Source organism: Demequina aurantiaca (assembly GCF_050598105.1).
GTDB classification, from domain to species: domain Bacteria; phylum Actinomycetota; class Actinomycetes; order Actinomycetales; family Demequinaceae; genus Demequina; species Demequina aurantiaca_A.
In genome coordinates this window covers 1,276,781-1,294,514 of record NZ_CP192436.1, presented here as the reverse complement: position 1 = coordinate 1,294,514, position 17,734 = coordinate 1,276,781, and the positions used below count along the sequence as shown (strand labels likewise).

General features: G+C 65.9%; 18 protein-coding genes. 6 read left to right on the top strand and 12 right to left on the bottom strand.

All coding sequences use genetic code 11. The features are described 5' to 3' along the window. Nucleotides 1-31 precede the first annotated feature (31 nt). A complete protein-coding gene (locus ACQU6B_RS05810) occupies nucleotides 32-697 on the top strand; it encodes a potassium channel family protein (protein ID WP_430869099.1) in 666 nt (221 codons plus the stop codon). After that, a complete protein-coding gene (locus ACQU6B_RS05805) occupies nucleotides 694-1,380 on the top strand; it encodes a potassium channel family protein (protein WP_430869098.1) in 687 nt (228 codons plus the stop codon). The genes ACQU6B_RS05810 and ACQU6B_RS05805 overlap by 4 nt, the downstream gene beginning before the upstream one ends. Here ACQU6B_RS05805 and ACQU6B_RS05800 read toward each other — a convergent pair. The 5 genes from ACQU6B_RS05800 to ACQU6B_RS05780 all read right to left on the bottom strand — a co-directional run bounded on the left by ACQU6B_RS05800 (nucleotide 1,301) and on the right by ACQU6B_RS05780 (nucleotide 4,013). After that, nucleotides 1,301-1,987: a DUF3159 domain-containing protein gene (locus tag ACQU6B_RS05800; protein ID WP_430869097.1), complete on the bottom strand. Its 687-nt coding sequence runs from the start codon at nucleotides 1,985-1,987 to the stop codon at nucleotides 1,301-1,303. The two genes, ACQU6B_RS05805 and ACQU6B_RS05800, sit on opposite strands and share 80 nt — an antisense overlap. Beyond that, nucleotides 1,984-2,283: an OB-fold nucleic acid binding domain-containing protein gene (locus tag ACQU6B_RS05795; RefSeq protein ID WP_430869096.1), complete on the bottom strand. Its 300-nt coding sequence runs from the start codon at nucleotides 2,281-2,283 to the stop codon at nucleotides 1,984-1,986. The genes ACQU6B_RS05800 and ACQU6B_RS05795 overlap by 4 nt, the downstream gene beginning before the upstream one ends. Next, complete coding sequence (gene dut / locus ACQU6B_RS05790) at nucleotides 2,284-2,754, bottom strand: dUTP diphosphatase (protein WP_430869095.1); 471 nt, start codon at nucleotides 2,752-2,754, stop codon at nucleotides 2,284-2,286. It abuts the gene before it with no gap. 11 nt (nucleotides 2,755-2,765) lie between these two features. Further along, a complete protein-coding gene (locus ACQU6B_RS05785) occupies nucleotides 2,766-3,065 on the bottom strand; it encodes a DUF4193 domain-containing protein (RefSeq protein ID WP_430869094.1) in 300 nt (99 codons plus the stop codon). A gap of 117 nt (nucleotides 3,066-3,182) precedes the next feature. Further along, the gene (locus ACQU6B_RS05780) at nucleotides 3,183-4,013 is read right to left on the bottom strand and encodes an inositol monophosphatase family protein (protein ID WP_430869093.1); all 831 of its coding nucleotides are present in this window, start codon (nucleotides 4,011-4,013) and stop codon (nucleotides 3,183-3,185) included. A 126-nt stretch (nucleotides 4,014-4,139) separates the two neighbouring features. Here ACQU6B_RS05780 and sepH point away from each other — a divergent pair, with 126 nt between their 5' ends. Continuing rightward, nucleotides 4,140-5,246, top strand: a complete 1,107-nt coding sequence (gene sepH / locus ACQU6B_RS05775; protein ID WP_430869092.1) for a septation protein SepH — start codon at nucleotides 4,140-4,142, stop codon at nucleotides 5,244-5,246. Between the two features lie 93 nt (nucleotides 5,247-5,339). Beyond that, a complete protein-coding gene (locus ACQU6B_RS05770) occupies nucleotides 5,340-6,143 on the top strand; it encodes an ABC transporter ATP-binding protein (RefSeq protein ID WP_430869091.1) in 804 nt (267 codons plus the stop codon). A 65-nt stretch (nucleotides 6,144-6,208) separates the two neighbouring features. On the opposite strand, the gene ACQU6B_RS05765 is transcribed toward ACQU6B_RS05770, so the two are convergent. Next, the gene (locus ACQU6B_RS05765; protein WP_430869090.1) at nucleotides 6,209-7,378 is read right to left on the bottom strand and encodes an alkaline phosphatase family protein; all 1,170 of its coding nucleotides are present in this window, start codon (nucleotides 7,376-7,378) and stop codon (nucleotides 6,209-6,211) included. Continuing rightward, nucleotides 7,375-7,941, bottom strand: coding sequence for a DUF5998 family protein (locus tag ACQU6B_RS05760; protein ID WP_430869089.1), 567 nt, complete (start codon nucleotides 7,939-7,941; stop codon nucleotides 7,375-7,377). Before ACQU6B_RS05760 ends, ACQU6B_RS05765 begins: the two co-directional genes overlap by 4 nt. A 141-nt stretch (nucleotides 7,942-8,082) precedes the next feature. Here ACQU6B_RS05760 and ACQU6B_RS05755 point away from each other — a divergent pair, with 141 nt between their 5' ends. Both ACQU6B_RS05755 and ACQU6B_RS05750 read left to right on the top strand, forming a co-directional pair. Beyond that, on the top strand, nucleotides 8,083-10,542 hold the full coding sequence (locus ACQU6B_RS05755; protein ID WP_430869088.1) for a DNA gyrase/topoisomerase IV subunit A: 2,460 nt from the start codon (nucleotides 8,083-8,085) through the stop codon (nucleotides 10,540-10,542). 172 nt (nucleotides 10,543-10,714) lie between these two features. After that, on the top strand, nucleotides 10,715-12,037 hold the full coding sequence (locus ACQU6B_RS05750) for a hypothetical protein (RefSeq protein WP_430869087.1): 1,323 nt from the start codon (nucleotides 10,715-10,717) through the stop codon (nucleotides 12,035-12,037). Here ACQU6B_RS05750 and ACQU6B_RS05745 read toward each other — a convergent pair whose 3' ends face one another. From ACQU6B_RS05745 to ACQU6B_RS05725, 5 genes are all read right to left on the bottom strand, one after another. Continuing rightward, entirely contained in the window at nucleotides 12,038-12,394 is a 357-nt protein-coding gene (locus ACQU6B_RS05745) for a hypothetical protein (protein ID WP_430869086.1), read from the bottom strand. After that, entirely contained in the window at nucleotides 12,367-13,710 is a 1,344-nt protein-coding gene (locus ACQU6B_RS05740) for a threonine/serine ThrE exporter family protein (protein ID WP_430869085.1), read from the bottom strand. Before ACQU6B_RS05740 ends, ACQU6B_RS05745 begins: the two co-directional genes overlap by 28 nt. 68 nt (nucleotides 13,711-13,778) lie before the next feature. Continuing rightward, nucleotides 13,779-14,516: a class F sortase gene (locus tag ACQU6B_RS05735; protein ID WP_430869084.1), complete on the bottom strand. Its 738-nt coding sequence runs from the start codon at nucleotides 14,514-14,516 to the stop codon at nucleotides 13,779-13,781. Between the two features lie 128 nt (nucleotides 14,517-14,644). Beyond that, the gene (locus ACQU6B_RS05730) at nucleotides 14,645-15,418 is read right to left on the bottom strand and encodes a hypothetical protein (protein ID WP_430869083.1); all 774 of its coding nucleotides are present in this window, start codon (nucleotides 15,416-15,418) and stop codon (nucleotides 14,645-14,647) included. A 186-nt stretch (nucleotides 15,419-15,604) separates the two neighbouring features. Beyond that, nucleotides 15,605-17,704, bottom strand: a complete 2,100-nt coding sequence (locus tag ACQU6B_RS05725) for a DNA gyrase/topoisomerase IV subunit B (RefSeq protein WP_430869082.1) — start codon at nucleotides 17,702-17,704, stop codon at nucleotides 15,605-15,607. Nucleotides 17,705-17,734 lie beyond the last annotated feature (30 nt).

Below are 17,734 nucleotides of genomic sequence, written 5' to 3'. Positions count from 1 at the left end.
CTTAGGCTCATCGGGTATAGCGTGGGGTCTCGTGCATATCGTCATCATGGGTTGCGGTCGAACCGGAGCGTCGTTAGCGGAAGAGTTTGAGTCGCGGGGTCACTCCGTGGCCGTCATCGACCGCACCGGCGACGCTTTCCGTCGACTCCCGTCATCTTTCCAGGGTCAGAAGATCACCGGCATCGGATTTGACCGCGAGACACTCGTGTCAGCGGGCGTGGAGGATGCGTACGCGTTCGCCGCGGTCTCCGACGGAGACAACTCCAACATCCTCGCCGCCCGCGTGGTGCGCGAGACCTACGGGGTCGAGAACGTCGTCGCGCGAATCTCCGACTCGGGCCGTGCAGACGTGTATCGCCGACTGGGGATTCCCACGGTCGCCCCCGTCCCCTGGACCACCTCGCAGATCGTGTCGCGACTGCTCCCCGGCGTCACCGACTCTGTCTACGTCGACTCCACCGCGGGTGTGTCGATCCGCAGGCTCGCGCCTCACAAGTCTTGGGTGGGGCATCTGCTCACGGACATCGAGGGCGCCTCCGAGTGCCGGATCGCCTACGTGGTGCGTTTTGGCGAGGCGACGCTGCCCGAACCCGGTTCTCTCCTGCAGTCGGGCGACGAGGTCTACTTCGTGGTGCCCAACGCAGTCTCCAAGAATGCCGAGCGCGCGCTCTCACGACCCAGGACGGTCAAGTCATGAAGGTACTCATCGCCGGCGCCGGCTCCGTCGGCAGGTCAATCGCTCACGACCTCCTGGAGCACGGCCACGAAGTCCTGTTGATGGATAATTCCCCCGGCTCGATGCGGGTAGCCCAGGTCGCAGAGGCCGAGTGGATGCTCGCCGACGCGTGCGAGCTCGCCGCTCTGCGGGAGGCTGCCGTGGAGACCATGGACGTCGTCGTCGCTGCGACGGGCGACGACAAGGCCAACCTCGTGATCTCTTTCTTGGCGAAGACCGAGTTCGGTGTTCCGCGGACGGTTGCGCGCGTCAATAACCCGCGCAACGAGTGGATGTACGACGCCCAATGGGGCGTCGACGTGGCAGTGTCGACCCCGCGCATCATGACGGCGATGGTCGAGGAGGCCGTCGCGGTTGGGGACCTGGTGAAGGTGTTTACGTTCCACCAGTCGGGCGCTTCGATCGTCGAGGTGACGCTGCCGCCGGACTCCCCAGTGGTGGGCGCTCTCCTACGCGAGATTCAGTGGCCGAGCGAGATCGTCCTGTCCTGCATCATGCGCTCCGACCGCACCATCTCGCCTAGCCCCGAGGACACTCTGGAGGCGCGCGACGAGCTGCTGTTCGTTATTTCGGCTGAGGCTGATCCAGAGGCGCTTGCGGCCGTCCTACGGACCCCACTAACAGCCACATCACCCACAGACTGAGCGCGAAGAGCGGAATCCCCATCGCCAGTTTGGCTGTGCCGAGTGCGGTGACGTTGCCGGCCAGGTAGAGCGGAACCTGCACCAGCAGCCGCAAGCCAAATGTCGCCGCGAGAACCAGCGTCGCCCACTGCATACGTCGACGGATTTCACGATCCTTGCGCCACGACGTCCCGATGCCGCGGAACAGGCCAACCGCGACCCCGACGATGGGCCAGCCGACCGCCATCGTGATGAGGACGCCAACTAGGTAGACCGCGTTGATCCACAGGCCGGGGAGGAAGTACTCCCCCGCATCGCCCGCGCGCCAGGCCCAGACGGCTCCTAGCGCCACGCCAAACACTCCCGACATGGCCTGGGTCACCGGGGTGCGCTGCACGAGGCGCGCTACCACCATGACGACCACAATGCCCACAGACGCAATCACTGGCACCTTGAAGCCACCCACGGTGATGTAGGCCACGACGAAGACCAACCCGGGCAGGATCGACTCGACGAATCCGCGAGGACCGCCTATGGCCGCGGCAAAGGAGAACTCGTCCCCACCGAGCAAACGCGCCCCTCGGGCCAGGGGTTCAGTGGGCTCGTGTGATTCGTTCGGGCTGCTCACGCTCCCGCCCCCAACTCATAGCGCGGGTTATACATCAGCGGAACGGCCAACGCCTCGCAGACCCGCCCCTCCAGTACCACCCGGCGACCGGGCTCAATCCCTGGAATGACGCGTCGACCCTGAAAAACTGCGTCCATGCGGCCGGAGGGGTCCTCGATGCGCGCGGTGAGCCGCGGTTGCGCGTCCGAGGGCTCGACCTGCACCCACACGATCCGACCTTCCACGCGAGCGTACGTGCGCGCCTGGATGTCGCTGATGGGGGTGGTGGTGTCGATCCCGTGCCTCAGGGACGGCATCTAGGCAGTCTCCGAATCCACCGGCTGAGTGCTGTTGCCGGACGAGCCGAAGCCCGCTTCACCGCGGTGAGTGCCCGGCAACCGTTCCACCTCGACGAACGCGGCCCGCTCGACCCGCTGGATCACCAGCTGGGCGATGCGATCGCCCCTGGCGAACGTCACGGATTGCGTCGCATCGGTGTTGAGCAGGGTCACAGCGATCTCGCCACGGTAGGCGGCGTCGACCGTGCCCGGCGCATTAACGATCGTGACGCCGTGCTTGGCCGCCAGCCCGGAACGCGGATGAATCAGGGCAACGAAGCCGTCAGGGAGCGCAATTTTGATGCCAGTCGGCACCGTCGCACGTTCCCCGGGTGCCAACGTCACGTCGACGCGCGTCGTGATGTCCGCGCCCGCATCGCCTGGGTGGGCGTAGGCGGGCAGCGGAACATCCGGCGCAGTAGTGCTGATCAGCACGTCGAGCGTAGCCATTGGCAGCGCCGTTAGGAGGCGCACTCCGAGCAGATCGGCTGGTCGTTCTTGAACTCAGCCAGCTGGCTGCGGTGGTGCACGAGGAAGCAAGACATGCAGGTGAACTCGTCCTGCTGGGGTGGGAGCACGCGAACGCTGAGTTCCTCACCCGAGAGGTCGGCACCCGGGAGCTCGAAACCCTCCGCGGCTTCCGCCTCGTCTTCATCCACCACGCCGGACGACTTGTCGGCACGGCGTGCTTTCAACTCCTCGATGGAGTCTGCTGAAATCTCATCGTCTGTCTTGCGCGGTGCGTCATAGTCGGTTGCCATGCGGCGGTTTCCCTTCACGAAAAGTACTGGTGAGTACTCAATGCGCCTCGAGTCGTTTTTGTTCCCCAGGCGCACGCATTGTGCCTCAAAAATCGTCGCGATGCGACTCGACGCGCGCTAACTGTCCCACGTTTTATCCGCGCCCGCCTGCACAAGGGCGTCACGCAGGGCCACCCAGCGGTCCTCAGCGGCGACAATCAGCAGCCGCTCCGTGGCGGGTCCGCCATCAATTCCGGACACGCGCAATCCGGCCTCGGTCGCGATAAGGGCACCCGCCGCGAAGTCCCACGCGTGGAGCCCGTGCTCGTAGTACGCGTCCAACTGGCCCGCAGCCACCAGGCACAGGTCGATCGAGGCGGCCCCCATGCGGCGGATGTCGCGCACCTCGGCCAGCATGCGCGTCACGATCTCGCCCTGGCGCACGCGACGCTCCGGCACGTACTGGAAACCCGTGGCCAACAGCGTGCCCGCAAGATCCGGTCCCACCGTGCGAACGAGTGGGGCATCGTCCCTGGTGGCACCCATGCCCGCCCCTGCGGACCACATCACGCCCGAGCCGTCGTACACCGCTCCTGCGATGGGCTTCCATAGGGCGGGTGTCGGGGTACCCGCTACTGCCGCGACCGAGACACCGTAGTGCGGTAGCCCGTAGAGATAATTGACCGTGCCATCGATGGGATCGAGTACCCACGTCACGCCCGAGGTCCCGATCACGTCGTCCTCCTCCTCGCCCAGAATTCCATCGTCCGGGCGCAACTGGGCGATCCGTTCCCGCAAGTGCCGCTCGGCCGCGAGGTCGTTTTGCGTGACGATGTCGACCGCACTCGATTTTGTTGCGGAAATCTTGGCATCGACGCGCGACTTAATCACCTGCTCTCCCGCCTCGCGGGCAATCCTGCGTGCGATGTCCAGTAACTCTGCGGTCTCAGGTGCGGCAATGTGGGTCATGCCTCCCATGGTGCCCCACCGCCGGGCGACGCGTCTCGCCACATCCACCCGTCGATCGGGAACCGCACCTGTCGCTTCTGCGTGGCGTGACGCGCGATAACCCGCGCGGCGTGGCACCCTGGGCACATGACACGCTTGTCTTTGGTGGGCCCAGCCGATGATGGTGCAAACCTCATCGTCACCTCCGAGTCCGGAGAGCGGTTCACCCTGCCCATCTCGGACGAACTTCGACGCGCCATCCGGCACGCGCGCGCCGCGACGCCGGTTGGCGCCGCTCCCGCTCCCGTCACTTCGGGGCTCAGCCCCAAGGAGATTCAGCAGCGGATCCGCGCCGGACTCAATGCCGCCGAACTCGCGGAGATCACCGGCGAGGACGTCCGTGGATTCGAGAAGTACGAAGTCCCGGTCATCGCCGAGCGGTCCTACATCGCGGACCTGGCGCGCGGAACGCGCATCGGCCGCGACGTCGGCTCCCCCATTCTTGGCGACCTCGTCGCCGACCGCCTGGCGTCGCGCGGAGTCGACACCGCCACCATCGCTTGGGATGCCTCTCGCGACGTGAACGAGCCGTGGCAGGTCACCGCGGATTACGTCGCCGGCGGTCGCAATGTGCGTGCGCGCTGGACCTTCGACCACAGCGCCCGTGCCATCACCGCGGAGGACGACGAGGCCCGGTGGCTCACGGAGACCGAGCTTCTCGACGTACCCATCCCCAAGCGCCACCTCAGCGCGGTCCGCGGCGAGGACGGCGAAGCAGCGCCGCTGAACGAGACCCGCCCCCCGGCGGTGACCGCGACGCCCGAATCGAACCAGGGCGGCTACCACGTCGACAACGACGTGTACGAGGACACCCCCGTTCCGGCCGCAGGCGCTGCCGCCGAGCTCGACTTTGAGGTCAACCCCACCGAGGCGCTCCTCGAAGACTTGCAGGGCCGTCGCGGCACACGCGAAGCCGTCGAGGCCGACGATTTTGAGGATGATGACGAGGACGGCGGCTTTGAGGGCTTTGGTCCCGCCGCCAAGGCCCGCAGTGCGGAGGTCGGCTTCACATCGGCCGGGCGCACCATGCCACATCCCGCCGGTTCGGCGCGGCGCGACGAGGCCCCGGCCAAGCCGGAGAAGTCCGGCACCGCGGACGCTGAGCCAGTAGAGAAGCGAGCGGCCAAGAAGGGTCGCGCATCGGTCCCCAGCTGGGACGAGATCGTGTTCGGCGCCAAGAACGACGACACGTAGCTGGCCTTCCCGCGCACCTACCGCGCGGAACTCAAGACCTGCCACTCCGTCTTTGGGCCAAGCCCTCCCTACACTCCGGGATCTTTAATCGCCATGCCGCTTAGCCACGCAGGACTCGCAGACGAGGTGCTGCGCGTCGACGCAGTCTCCTTTGTCCGCGGCGAACGCACCATCCTCGCGGACATCGACCTGACCGTTCGTCGCGGCGAGAGGTGGGCCCTCATCGGGCCAAACGGCGCGGGCAAGTCCACCCTCGTGTCACTGCTCGCGGCGGTCATGCACCCCAGCCGCGGTTCCGTCAGCGTGCTTGGCTACCAGCTGGGCCGGGTCGACATGCGCGAACTGCGCAGGCACATCGGTTTTGTCTCGGCGAGGCATCCACTGGCCCGCGATATCCCAGCGCGCGACGTAGTGCTTACCGGCATCACCGGCTCGATCGAGCTGGTCCCCCGCTGGACGCCCACTCCGGCGCAGCAACGCAGGGCCGACGAGCTGATAGAACTCGTCGGAATCGCCCGATCTGAAGAACTGCGGTGGGCGACGATGTCTCAGGGCGAACGCGGTCGAGTGTTGATAGCACGGGCCCTCATCAACGACCCTGCGCTGCTGTTGCTCGACGAGGCCACCACCGGTCTGGACGTCGCGGCACGAGAGCAACTCCTGGCGACCCTCGCTGGGCTGGCCGTGTCACACCCCCAGATGGCCACGGTCACGGTCACCCACCACTTCGAGGAGCTGCCCGCGTCAACTACCCACGGCGTACTGCTTCGTGGCGGACGAGTCCAGGCGCAGGGATTGGTGACCGACGTCATCACGACCGATCAGGTCAGCAGGTGCTTCGACCACCCGATCTCGATCGAGCGCAACGACGGTCGCTGGACGGCGCGCTCGTACTAACTGCCGACCGTGCTCGTCGCGCTAAGTCGTCCGCGGCTTGAGGGGCGCGACGATGCTGGGGCTGACTAGTGCCCGACGGCGGTGAGTAGCGGCACCTGAAGCTCTTCGGGCGTGAGCGACCCGTGGACACCGATCAGCGCCATGGAGCGCTCCGACTGAGAGCGCGAGTCCACGACGGTCGCCCGCCCCGCCATCGCGACGACGACGTCGCCTATCCTGCCCGAGACATCGTCGAGAATCTCGCCGAAAAGTCCCGCCGAGTCCGCCTCGGCCTTGGTCGCGACCGCCGCGTTCTTTCCGAGCACGTCGCGCCAGCGGTCCGCAACCGTGTCCGCGTCCGCTCCCGCGTCGAGGTGAAGGTGAAGGGCACGGGGCTCACCTGCGGTGAGGCGCACGCCCTCGAGCAGCCCGGGATGCGTGCCGGCGTCCCAGCGGCGGGCGCCGGTAACGTCCACCATGCCGTGATCCGCCGTGACGACCATGACGGTGTTTCGCGGGAGTTGGCTGGCGAGGCGACGTAACTCGCGGTCGGCGTCCTCGAGAGCGGCAACCCACTCCTCGCTCTCCCACCCATAGCGATGGCCCGCGGAGTCGATCTCTCCCCAGTAGCAGTAGGACACGCCCGAAGAGCGGGCGGCGCCCAACGCCACGTCGATACGGTCCGCAAGGTTCTCCGCACCAACAAACTGGCCGCCGCGCAACACCGCCTGCGTCAGTCCCGAGCCCGCGAACTGCCGCTTCCCGAGCGTCGTGATGGTGAATCCGTCGTGGGCGGCCTCCTCGAGCAGGGAGGGTTGACGCTGCCACTCCTCGGGGGCGTCAGCGTGCTCCCACGAGATCAGGTTCGCGACCTCGCCGGTTCGCGGATTCATCGCGGTGTATCCCGTCATGCCGGTGCGGCCCGACGGTTGCCCCGTTCCGAACATCGCGAGCGAGGCTGCGGTGGTGGTCGGATACCCCGCCGTCACCACGCCCGACTCGATGGATCGTAGGAAGGGGGCGTGCCCGCGGCGCGCATCGAGCTGCCGGTGGCCCAACCCGTCCAGTATCACCACGACTACGTGGCGCGCCTTCGGGATGCCGAGCCGCTGTCGGTCTTGCTCTGCGTTGCGATACCGGACTACGTGGCCCGCGCCGACCGCGGCTAGCGCGGCAGGCAGTACCGCGCCAAGGTCCTTCTTGCCGTAGGCGGGCAGGCTGAGGCCGGCGGCGCCAAGCTGGGCTGCGAAGGTCACGCAGGGGTCCCAATGGCATGCTGCAGGGTGGCGGCGAAGGACTCGAGGTGGCGGACGGTGTCTGCTCCGTCGGCGATCGCGCTCACGCGCACCAGGGTGTCGTCGCCGGTGATGCCGCCCGTGTAGCCGTGGTCGGCGTCGCAGTTCTCATCGCCGCACGCAGCGGGCTCGAGTTCGATGCGTGAGTGCACGCCCCAGCCCACAGCGAGGACCAGCTCGGAGGGGCCATCGCCCTCGCGGAAGTTCTCGGGGTGATGCACGACGTAGGTCATGGCGGTATTCGAGATGCGGGTGAGGAAGGCCGTCTCGACCGTGGCCGATGCCTCGTGAGCGCGTTCCCCGGAATGACCAGCGCCATCGTCCATGTGCACGCGTAGCAGTCGCGTCTCGGTGATCACCAGGACCGTCATGTGGCGGCGCACCTCGCGGTCGTCAAAAGTCGTCTCCGCGTGCACGAAGTGTGCGGACACGGTTTCGGCGCCAATCGCGCTCTTGAGGACGGACGATGCGAGGGCAGGATAGTATCCGGCGACGGACACAGCTTGGTCAAGCGTCTGAGACATGGCCCTAGTGTTTCACCTTCCGGCGCGCCGTGGGAACTCAGTCGCTGTCAGTACCGGCGCCGCGTGCCTGCACCGACAGCGGGTTCAGTCGCGAGACAATACGTGCAGTCCCTTTGACCATGCAGCTTTTTGAGGAGTGAGATGACCGACGGGTCCGACGCGCAGATTGTCGACATTGATGTCAGTGCCGAGATGGAGGCGTCCTTCCTGGAGTACGCCTACTCGGTGATCTACTCACGCGCGCTCCCCGACGCCCGGGACGGACTCAAGCCGGTCCAGCGCCGCATCGTCTACATGATGCAGGACATGGGCCTACGCCCCGAGCGCAGTTACGTGAAGTCCGCCCGCGTGGTGGGCGAGGTCATGGGAAAGCTCCACCCCCACGGCGACTCGGCCATCTATGACGCGCTAGTGCGCATGGCGCAGAGCTTCTCACTGCGACTTCCCCTGGTTGATGGTCACGGCAACTTCGGTTCGCTCGACGACGGTCCCGCTGCCGCTCGTTACACGGAGGCGCGCCTCGCCTCGGCTGCCATGGCCCTCACTGCCGACCTCGGCGAGGACGTCGTCGACTTTGTCCCCAACTACGACAACAAACTGCAGCAGCCGTCCGTGCTGCCCGCCGCGATCCCCAACCTGCTCGTCAACGGCGCGGCCGGCATCGCGGTCGGCATGGCCACCAACATGGCCCCCCACAACCTGATCGAGGTCATCGCCGCAGCGCGCCACCTGCTCGCGAACCCCAAGGCGGACCTCGACGAGCTCATGCGGTTCGTTCCTGGACCCGACCTGCCTTCCGGCGGAAAAATAGTTGGGCTCGAGGGCGTGCGCGAGGCCTACGAGACCGGTCGAGGAAAGTTCACCACCCGCGCCACCACGCGCGTCGAGAAGGTCACTGCGCGCCGCGAGGGCATCATCGTGACCGAACTGCCCTACCTGATCGGCCCCGAGAAGGTCATCGACAAGATCAAGGACGGCGTCTCCAGCAAGAAGCTCGACGGCATCAGCGCCGTCACGGACCTCACTGACCGTCACAACGGCCTGCGCCTCGTGATCGAGATCAAGAACGGGTTCAACCCTGAGGCCGTGCTCCAGAAGCTCTACCGCTACACGCCGCTCGAGGAGTCCTTCTCCATCAACAACGTGGCGCTGGTCGACGGCCAGCCGCGCACGATGGGGCTCAAGGAGATGCTCGCGGTGTGGGTTGGCCACCGGATCAACGTCGTCACGCGCCGCTCTCAGTTCCGGCTCACCGCGCGCCTTGATCGCCTCCACCTGGTCGAGGGCCTGCTGATCGCGATCCTCGACATCGACGAGGTCATCCAGATCATCCGATCGTCCGAGGACGTCAGCCAGGCGCGAACGCGACTCATGGTGGCGTTCGACCTGTCGGAGATCCAGGCCGAGTACATCCTCGAGCTGCGCCTACGTCGCCTCACCAAGTTCTCGCGCGTCGAGCTCGAGGAGGAGAAGGCCAAGCTGCTCGCGGAAATCGCCGATCTCGAGGAGATTCTGTCCTCGGAGGCGACGCTGCGCGCCGTCGTCGGGCAGGAGATGGACGCGGCGGCCGCGCTCTATGGCACGCCTCGCCGCACCATCCTGCTCGCCAACGCCGCGGCCTCCGCGACGACCGGCGCGGTAAGCGCAGCCGCCGGCTCGCGCGCCGCGGCCATCCCGATGCAGATCGAGGACACCGCCTGCTTCGCACTGTTGTCGGTTACGGGCCTCGTCGCCCGCACCGCGGACGACTCCCCCGTCCCGACGGACGGTCGCCGTAGCGCGCACGACGTGATTCGCGCGTCGATCCCCGCCTCCGCCCGTGCCGATGTGGGCGTCGTGACCACCCTTGGTCGCATCGTCCGCCTGTCGCTGCTCGACGTGCCCGCGCTGGCGCCCTCCTCCGAGCCGCCGTCGCTGGGCGGCGGAGTGCCGCTCGCCGAACTCGTCACGCTCGAACGCGGCGAGGAAGCGCTCACCATCGTCCCGCTGACCAGCTCCGAACCGCTCTCGCTCGGCACCGCTCAGGGAGTCGTCAAGCGCGTCGCCCCCGGCGACACCCCCAACAAGGAATCGTGGGAGGCCATCTCGCTTAAGGACGGCGACACGGTGGTGGGGGCGGCACTCGCAGCAGACGACGACTCCGTCGTGTTCGTCACCGACGACGCCCAACTGCTTCACTTCTCCGCCTCACTCGTGCGCCCGCAGGGCCGCGCGGGCGGAGGCGTCGCGGGCATCAAGCTCACCCCTGGCGCGAAGGTGACGTACTTCGGCGTGATCGCGCCGGTTGACGCCGAGGCATCGGACACCGCCGCTCCCCTGGTAGTGACCATCTCCGGACCGTCTTCGGCCTTGCCCGGGACCACTCCTGGCGTAGCGAAGGTGACCCCGTTCTCCGAGTACCCGTCAAAGGGTCGGGCCACGGGCGGCGTGCGTGCCCACAGGTTCCTGCGCGGCGAGGATGCCCTGCTCGCCGCCTGGGTGGGTGCCGGGCCAGCGCGGGCGAGTTCCGGCGCGGGTCAGGCCGTCGACTTGCCTGAGGAGTTCGGTCGGCGCGACGGCTCGGGTACCCCGATTAGCACGCCCGTCCACGGCATCGGCTAACAACTCCTCACCCCCGCTCCGCGCCCCCTTCCGGGAAGCGCGTGTCTGCGTCGAACGCCCGCGGGTCGCCTCAGAAACCGTCCGACCCTAGCCTCCACGCCGTGTCCTCTCCTCCTTCGCCGCACTTGTCGATAGCGTTTAGGAGAATTGACACCAATGAGGGGACAGAAAAATGGACGATAAGTGGCAACGGGCGAGAATAATCCCCGTCGTTGGTACCGGCGCCGGAAACGAAAGGGAGCAACGGGCCACCTCAGCTCTCTTGGCGGTCCTCAGCATCGTTCGCACCCTTTCGATTGACCTACTGTCACCCCTCGGAGCAAGCCGCGCAGGGGCGGCTCGCGTCGATACCTATGTCGAGCCACCTTTCAAACTCGCCGATAAGACCACCTCGAGACCCGATGGCCTTATCGAAGTGCGCTATGGCAACCAATCTCCGTGGACCGCCCTGGTGGAAGTAAAGACTGGAAACAGCGTGCTCACCGCTGAGCAGGTGAATCGCTATATCGAGATCGCCAGGGGCGAGGGTTACCAAGCCGTCATCACGATCTCGAATGAGATTGCGCCGTCTGAGGGCCAACACCCGACGGCTGGGCTCAAGGTCCGCAAAGGCTCCAAGGTCGCCGTCCACCACTTCAGTTGGACCCGAATCGCAAACGTGGCTTCCCGCATTAAGGCACGCACCCGCGAAAGTGACCCTGAGCAGGCATGGCTGGTCGACGAGTTGCTGCGCTACCTGGAGCACGCATCTTCCGGAGCGGTCGAACTCGACGACATGGGTCCAGACTGGGTCAACGCGCGCGAACTTGTCCGAACTGGATCACTCACCCGTACCGACCCGAACGCGACCGATATCGCGCAGCGATGGGACAAGTTTCTGACCTATGCCGCGCTCAAGCTAGGGATGCGCGTCAACGCCGACGTCCAGGAGAAACTTCCTCGTGCGGAGCAGGAAGACGTCAACGTCCGTACCAAGCGATTCGTGACGCAGCTTTGCGAAAGCGGCGTCCTGACTGGCGAGCTCATCGTGCCGCAGTCGATCGGAGAGCTGAACGTATCTGTGGATCTGAGAGCACGTCTCACGTCAATCTCGACGACCTTTCGCGCGCCAGAGGACAAGAAAGCACGCGGGAGCATCTCCTGGCTCGTGCGCCAATTGGCAGATGCTCCAGGCAGTATCGAGATCGGTGCCTTCGCGCGCAATAGTCGTAGCCCGGTCGTAGCGACCCTCGCGGCTTTACGCGACGATGCGAACGTGATGGCGGCTGAACTCCCTGGCGATGTCGCGAAATTCACTGTGACCATGAGATCAGAATTGGGAATGGGGCGGCGGAGTGCGCGAACATCCGGATTCATCGAATCTGTGTTGGATGCGGTCTACAGCTTTTATGAACAAGTCCACCAGGAACTCGTCGCGTACCAGCCGCGTGCGCCACAAGCGCAAGCGAAGTCCGGCAACGCCGAGTCGCTGGAACTAGGATCGGTGACTGACTAGTTATGCACCAGCGGTCAGTTCAGCGATGCGCGTGGTGACGACGCCCTCCCATTGGCGGGCGCGTCGGCGGGCCTCCATGACGGTCCACGAGGCCAACCCAAAGATGGCCAGGAATACGACCGCCACTGTGGTTGCTCCGAGGATCAACGCGATCGCCGCGACTGCGGGTGAGAACATCACTGCCCCGGCTGTGGCGGCGTACGAGCGCAAGTAGCCGAGCAGGAGCCCAAGCGCGAGCAGGTCGGTCGAGGCCATGATGTCCCGCGCGTCCGGCTCGGTCATGGCCTTGGGACCGAGGGCGCTCTTGCCGACGTCCGGCAGAGTCGGGTCTACTTCCCTGAAGCGGTGCGATGCCATGAGTCGTGACCTCCCTCGAATGCCCACTCACGATCCGTGATCAATTTTGCGACCACGAGTCCCACCATGATGCTGAGCACCACCAATATAACCTGCAGCACTCCCGCCACGGCCGCGTTGTAGTCGCCCCGGTTGAGGCTCACCACCGCTCCGTGAGCGGTGACGCCGGGCACCATCACCAGGACTGCAGGCACCGAAAGTGTGATGTTCGGGAACCGGCCACCGCGGGACACCAAGGCTGCCAGGACTCCCACTACGACGCACGCGACGACGGTCGCACTCTGGATGACGACTCCCTGATCGACGGCGTAGAGCCTGCCGGTATTGGCAACTGTCCCAATCCCGGCCGCGAATAACGCGAGGCTCCACGGGCTGTTGAACATGAGCGCGAATCCCAGGACGCCGATCGCGGTCCCGCCTGCCCACATCGCCACCTGGGCGCCGACTGGCAGCTCCGTGGTGGCGCGGGCGCTGATCTGAAGTGCGCCGAGCAGCGAGACGGCCCACACGCTCACCGTCGCGCCTAGCGTGATCATGGTGCCGAAAGCAATGCGGGATATCCCGGCGGTGATGTCCATCTTGGCCATATCGAGCGCGCCAGTGATCAGCGCGAATCCCGGCAGCAGGAACAAAACGGCGGAGATGTAGCCGGCCGCGTGAACCTCGGCCTGGATCCCGGTGACGTTGAGGATGGCCATGACGGCCATGTAGGTGCCGGCCGCGACAGCCGCCGCCAGCATGGTCACCCCAAAGATGTTGAAACGCCGAGTCATGAGCGTGTGGCGGGTGTACTGGCCAAGTCCGGCCGCCAGGAAAACCGCGAGGATCTCGAGGATCCGGGCGTGGTTGAGGATCGCGAATCCACCGCAGGCCGCTCCGGCGAAGGCCGCATTCGCCCAGGCCGGATACCGCGCGCCACGCGCCTCGATCTCGTCGAGCCTGCGGTGCACATCGGCCGGGGTGGTTTCCTGGGGCATGGTGCGCCGCATGTGGTCGAGCGCCACAATCCGGTCGGTGTTGACGGCAAAGACGTTGTTGGTGACCACCTCGGTGCGGAAGATGCGGCCGCGTCGCGACGTGGCCGAGATGTCAGTGAGCGAAACCTGTGCGCTGTGGGAGTCGATTCCTAGCGAGCGTGCCACCGCATGCATCGCCTGCGACACCCGGTAACTGGCGGTTCCCGCCGCGAGCATGAGCCGCCCCATGCGCATGACCGCGCCGGAGTCCTCAATGAGGCGCACCGGCTCGATCGCTTCCTCATCGGCTTGTGCCGGGCGGAAGGACTCCTCGGACGGGTCTGGTTGGGGTTCGTTCACGCTCCTATTGTGGCGTACTCCCTCGCACGTAGAGTTTCCACTCCTTCGGCGCCCGCGGCACTCTACCTCTACTCCATTTCAGCGAACACGATCACGTTGTCGTAGAAGTGTCCCGACGAGTCGTCGAAGTCGCCTCCGCAGGTGATGAGCCGCAGTTGCGGCGTCGCCGTGTTGCCGTACACCTCCAGGGTGGGGAACTCCTCCTTGGGATGCTGCTCCACGCGAGTGACGCGGAAGTTGACTTCCTTGCCGTCATCCTGCGACACCGTAATTTGTTCGCCGACTGCGACCTCGCTGAGTCTGAAGAAAACGGAAGGGTCGCCATTCCAGCTCACGTGGCCCGCGAGGACGGCGGGTCCTACGGCGCCTGGCCTCGCGCCGCCGCCATACCAGCCCACCAGATCGGTGTCCTTGGGCGTGGCAAGCGAGCCGTCGTCGAGCAGGCCAAGCGTCTCGAGATCAGTGGAGACACCGACTGAGGGAACGGAGAGATGGGTGGGCTTGCCCTGTTCCGGCCTCGTCATCATGGGCTCGACGCGCTTGGACAGGTCTATCGGTACCGGACTGGGCGTAGGTGGGGGCGTCGCGGTCGGCTCCGACGATGGCGCCTGCTCGCCCGCGGCGGCCTGCGGCGCAGCGGTCGCCTGCGCGATGGGCTGGGGAACCACTGGACGCAACGCCATCCACGCGAGAACCGCGAAGACTGCTGCTACCGCAATAAGCCCGATGGCCACCCACGCGGTGCGCGAAAGGCCGAAACGGAGGGTGTTGGTCGATTCGGTGTTGGTCGATTCGGTGTCAAACATTTGAGCCTCCCTGGTTGGGGGTCGAAGTTGAATGGGCGAAGGGCCGGACCACCGTGGTGGCCCGGCCCTTGCTCAGAAGGCGTGCGATCGGCGAGCGATCACGCTGCTCATTGCGACCGTCCTTGCCCCTAGTTGGTGAGCGCGCGGCGACGGTTCACGAGGACCAGTCCACCGGCTGCGGCGGCCGCAGCGAGAGCTGCCGAACCGTAGATCACGGCAGTCGAGCTGTCGCCCATCGCGTTTCCGGTCTGGACGCCGCCCGAGGGCATCGCCTCGGTCTGCGCGTCGCCCAGGGCGCCACATGCTGCGGGCAGCGTTGCCTCAAGCGGCAGGCTGTCGTCCAGCGGGCTCTTGGCGTCGCCGTCGTACTCGCCGGAGCCATCTACGTCGACTCCGTGGTCGACGATGTGCAGGTTGGCGAGGTTATCCGCCACGTCCTGAGTCACAGTGAAGGTGCGGCTATATTCGAGGTTGCCATCCGCATCGGCCACCGGGAACCGGTCCACGGCCAGAGCGGAGTCACCGGAGGTGTCACCCTCAGTGGTTAGTGCGACCAGAACCCCGCCGTAGAGCTTGGCGGCCTCTGGCGTGGACAACAGCCCGTCGCCGTTCTCGTCGAGCTCAGCCACGTCGGCCGGTGTCGGACACACGAAGTTGGTTCCGGAGGCATCACCGTGAAGGTGCTGCGCGTGGGGTGCGTTGGGAGTGAAGCCAGTTCCGGAGATGTTGACGGTCACTTCCCTGCCGTCAACAGTGACCTGCGCGGAGCCGGAGGCCCCCGAGTCGTTGAGCGACGACAAACTGCCGTCGAAGGTGCCGTCGGCTGCCATCGCCATTGAGGCCGGACCTGCGAGGAGCAGGCCTGTCGCTGCGAGGAGCATTGAGGTGCGGAGAATCTTCATGATTACCTTTCCGTTGCGCTGCTGGTGGGTGACCGTTGTCGGTCCTGCCACGGAACGAGGCACTGGGCAAGGCCAGGGGCCTTGCCGTCGTACCCGTTCCACCAGGGGTTCGCGCGTTTGGGCGCGACGGATTGGTACAAGTAAAAAACTAGCGGAAGCTGTCTCGCGCCAAGGGTGGCGCGAGCTCTACATGTCGATGCGCTTGGTGTCGAGCTGCGACGCGCCGGCGACGATGAAGTCGCGGCGTGGCCCCACGTCGTTGCCCATCAGCAACTCGAAGACTCGCTCGGCGCCCTCGGCATCGTCCGCGGTGATCTTGCGCAACATGCGGTGCTGAGGGTCCATGGTGGTCTCCGCCAACTGGTCGGCGTCCATCTCACCAAGGCCCTTGTAGCGCTGGATGTCCTCCTTGTACTTGCGGCCCTTGCGGCGCAGGTCCGCGAGAGTCTCGACAAGTTCCTTTTCGGAGTAGGTGTAGATGTACTCCTTCTCACGCCGAGGGCTGCCCATCACCTCAATGCGGTGCAGCGGCGGTACTGCGGCGTACACCCGGCCCGCGTCGACCATGGGCCGCATGTACCGGAAGAACAGCGTGAGCAACAGGGTGCGAATGTGCGCGCCGTCCACGTCGGCATCCGTCATCAAGATGATCTTGCCGTAGCGCGCGGAGGGAAGGTCAAAGGTGCGACCGGAGCCAGCGCCGATCACCTGGATGATCGACGCGCACTCGGCGTTGTGAAGCATGTCCGTCACGGACGCCTTCTGCACGTTGAGAATCTTGCCCCTGATGGGCAACAACGCCTGGAAGTCCGACTGGCGCGCGAGCTTCGCAGTCCCGAGCGCGGAGTCCCCCTCCACGATGAACAGTTCGCTGGTCTCGACGTCGTTGCTGCGGCAGTCCGCGAGCTTGGACGGAAGTGACGAAGTCTCGAGCGCGTTCTTGCGACGCGAGATCTCCTTCTGCTTGCGCGCCGCGACTCGGGCGCGCATCTCGGAGATGATCTTGTCCATGACGTTCGTCGCCTGGGTCTTGAGGTCGCGCTTAGGGGACGTCAGCAGCGCTTGCATTTCCTTCTCGACGACCTTGGCGACGATGCCGCGCACGGGCCCCGTTCCCAGGACCTCCTTGGTCTGCCCCTCGAACTGCGGCTCCGCGATGCGGACGGTGACCACGGCCGTGAGGCCGGCCATGATGTCGTCCTTCTCGATCTTCTCCGCGCCGTCCTTGCCAGTGAGCTTGAGCCGGCGGGCATTGGTCGAGATGGCGGAGCGCATGATCTTGGTGAGGCCGGCGTCGAAGCCCGCCTGGTGCGTGCCGCCCTTGGGCGTCGCGATGATGTTGACGAACGACCTGACCTCGGTCTCGTAGCCGTTGCCCCAGCGCAGCGCGATGTCCACCTGGCAGTCGCGCTGGACCTCCTCGGAGACCAGCTGACCGTTGGCCTTGAGCACGGGCACGGTCTCCACGTAGCTACCGGAACCGGTCAACTCCCAGGTGTCGGTGACGGGGGCATCGTGCGCGATGAAGTCGACGAAGTCGCGCGGGCCGCCCTCGTAGCGGAAGCTCTCCTCGTTGGGCTCGAGCGGGTTGCGCTGGTCGCTCACCGTGAGCGTCAGTCCGGGAACGAGGAACGCGGTCTGACGAGCGCGCACAATCAGGTCCTCGTACGTGAACCGTGCCGTCTTGGTGAAGATCTGTCGATCCGCCCAGTAGCGGATGCGCGTGCCGGTCTTGTTCTTGGCGACCTTGCCGGTGGTCTGCAGTTCCGAACCGGTGACAAAAGGCTCGAACACCGCATCGGGCGAGGCCTCGCCTGCTACGTCCTTGAAGTAGCCGGGCTCTCCGCGCCGGAACCCCATGTGGTGGGTCAGCCCGCCGCGATCAACCCAGACGTCCAGCCGCTCGCTCAACGCGTTAACGACCGACGCGCCCACACCGTGGAGGCCTCCGGACGCGGCGTAGGAGCCACCGCCGAACTTGCCTCCGGCGTGCAGCTTGGTCATCACGACCTCGAGGCCGGTGAGGCCCGTCTTGGGCTCGATGTCCACGGGGATGCCGCGACCGTTGTCACGCACCTCAACCGAGTCGTCGGGGTGCAGGATGATGTCGATCGCCGTGCCGAAGCCGCCTAGGGCCTCGTCCACCGAGTTGTCGATGATTTCCCAGAGGCAGTGCATGAGGCCGCGGGAGTCGGTAGTACCGATGTACATACCCGGGCGCTTACGCACCGCCTCGAGGCCCTCGAGGACGGACAGATGGCGAGCGGAATAGTCAGATTGAGGCACGCGCCTAGCGTAGTTTGTGCAGACGACATC

Excerpts from the sequence above, each read along its gene's own strand:
- ACQU6B_RS05770 (WP_430869091.1), top strand. The coding sequence starts at position 5,340 with ATGCCGCTTAGCCACGCAGGACTCGCAGACGAGGTGCTGCGCGTCGAC.
- ACQU6B_RS05780 (WP_430869093.1), bottom strand. The coding sequence starts at position 4,013 with ATGACCCACATTGCCGCACCTGAGACCGCAGAGTTACTGGACATCGCA.
- ACQU6B_RS05805 (WP_430869098.1), top strand. The coding sequence starts at position 694 with ATGAAGGTACTCATCGCCGGCGCCGGCTCCGTCGGCAGGTCAATCGCT.
- ACQU6B_RS05760 (WP_430869089.1), bottom strand. The coding sequence starts at position 7,941 with ATGTCTCAGACGCTTGACCAAGCTGTGTCCGTCGCCGGATACTATCCT.
- dut (WP_430869095.1), bottom strand. The coding sequence starts at position 2,754 with ATGGCTACGCTCGACGTGCTGATCAGCACTACTGCGCCGGATGTTCCG.
- ACQU6B_RS05745 (WP_430869086.1), bottom strand. The coding sequence starts at position 12,394 with ATGGCATCGCACCGCTTCAGGGAAGTAGACCCGACTCTGCCGGACGTC.
- ACQU6B_RS05750 (WP_430869087.1), top strand. The coding sequence starts at position 10,715 with ATGGACGATAAGTGGCAACGGGCGAGAATAATCCCCGTCGTTGGTACC.
- sepH (WP_430869092.1), top strand. The coding sequence starts at position 4,140 with ATGACACGCTTGTCTTTGGTGGGCCCAGCCGATGATGGTGCAAACCTC.
- ACQU6B_RS05735 (WP_430869084.1), bottom strand. The coding sequence starts at position 14,516 with ATGTTTGACACCGAATCGACCAACACCGAATCGACCAACACCCTCCGT.
- ACQU6B_RS05730 (WP_430869083.1), bottom strand. The coding sequence starts at position 15,418 with ATGAAGATTCTCCGCACCTCAATGCTCCTCGCAGCGACAGGCCTGCTC.
- ACQU6B_RS05785 (WP_430869094.1), bottom strand. The coding sequence starts at position 3,065 with ATGGCAACCGACTATGACGCACCGCGCAAGACAGACGATGAGATTTCA.
- ACQU6B_RS05795 (WP_430869096.1), bottom strand. The coding sequence starts at position 2,283 with ATGCCGTCCCTGAGGCACGGGATCGACACCACCACCCCCATCAGCGAC.
- ACQU6B_RS05755 (WP_430869088.1), top strand. The coding sequence starts at position 8,083 with ATGACCGACGGGTCCGACGCGCAGATTGTCGACATTGATGTCAGTGCC.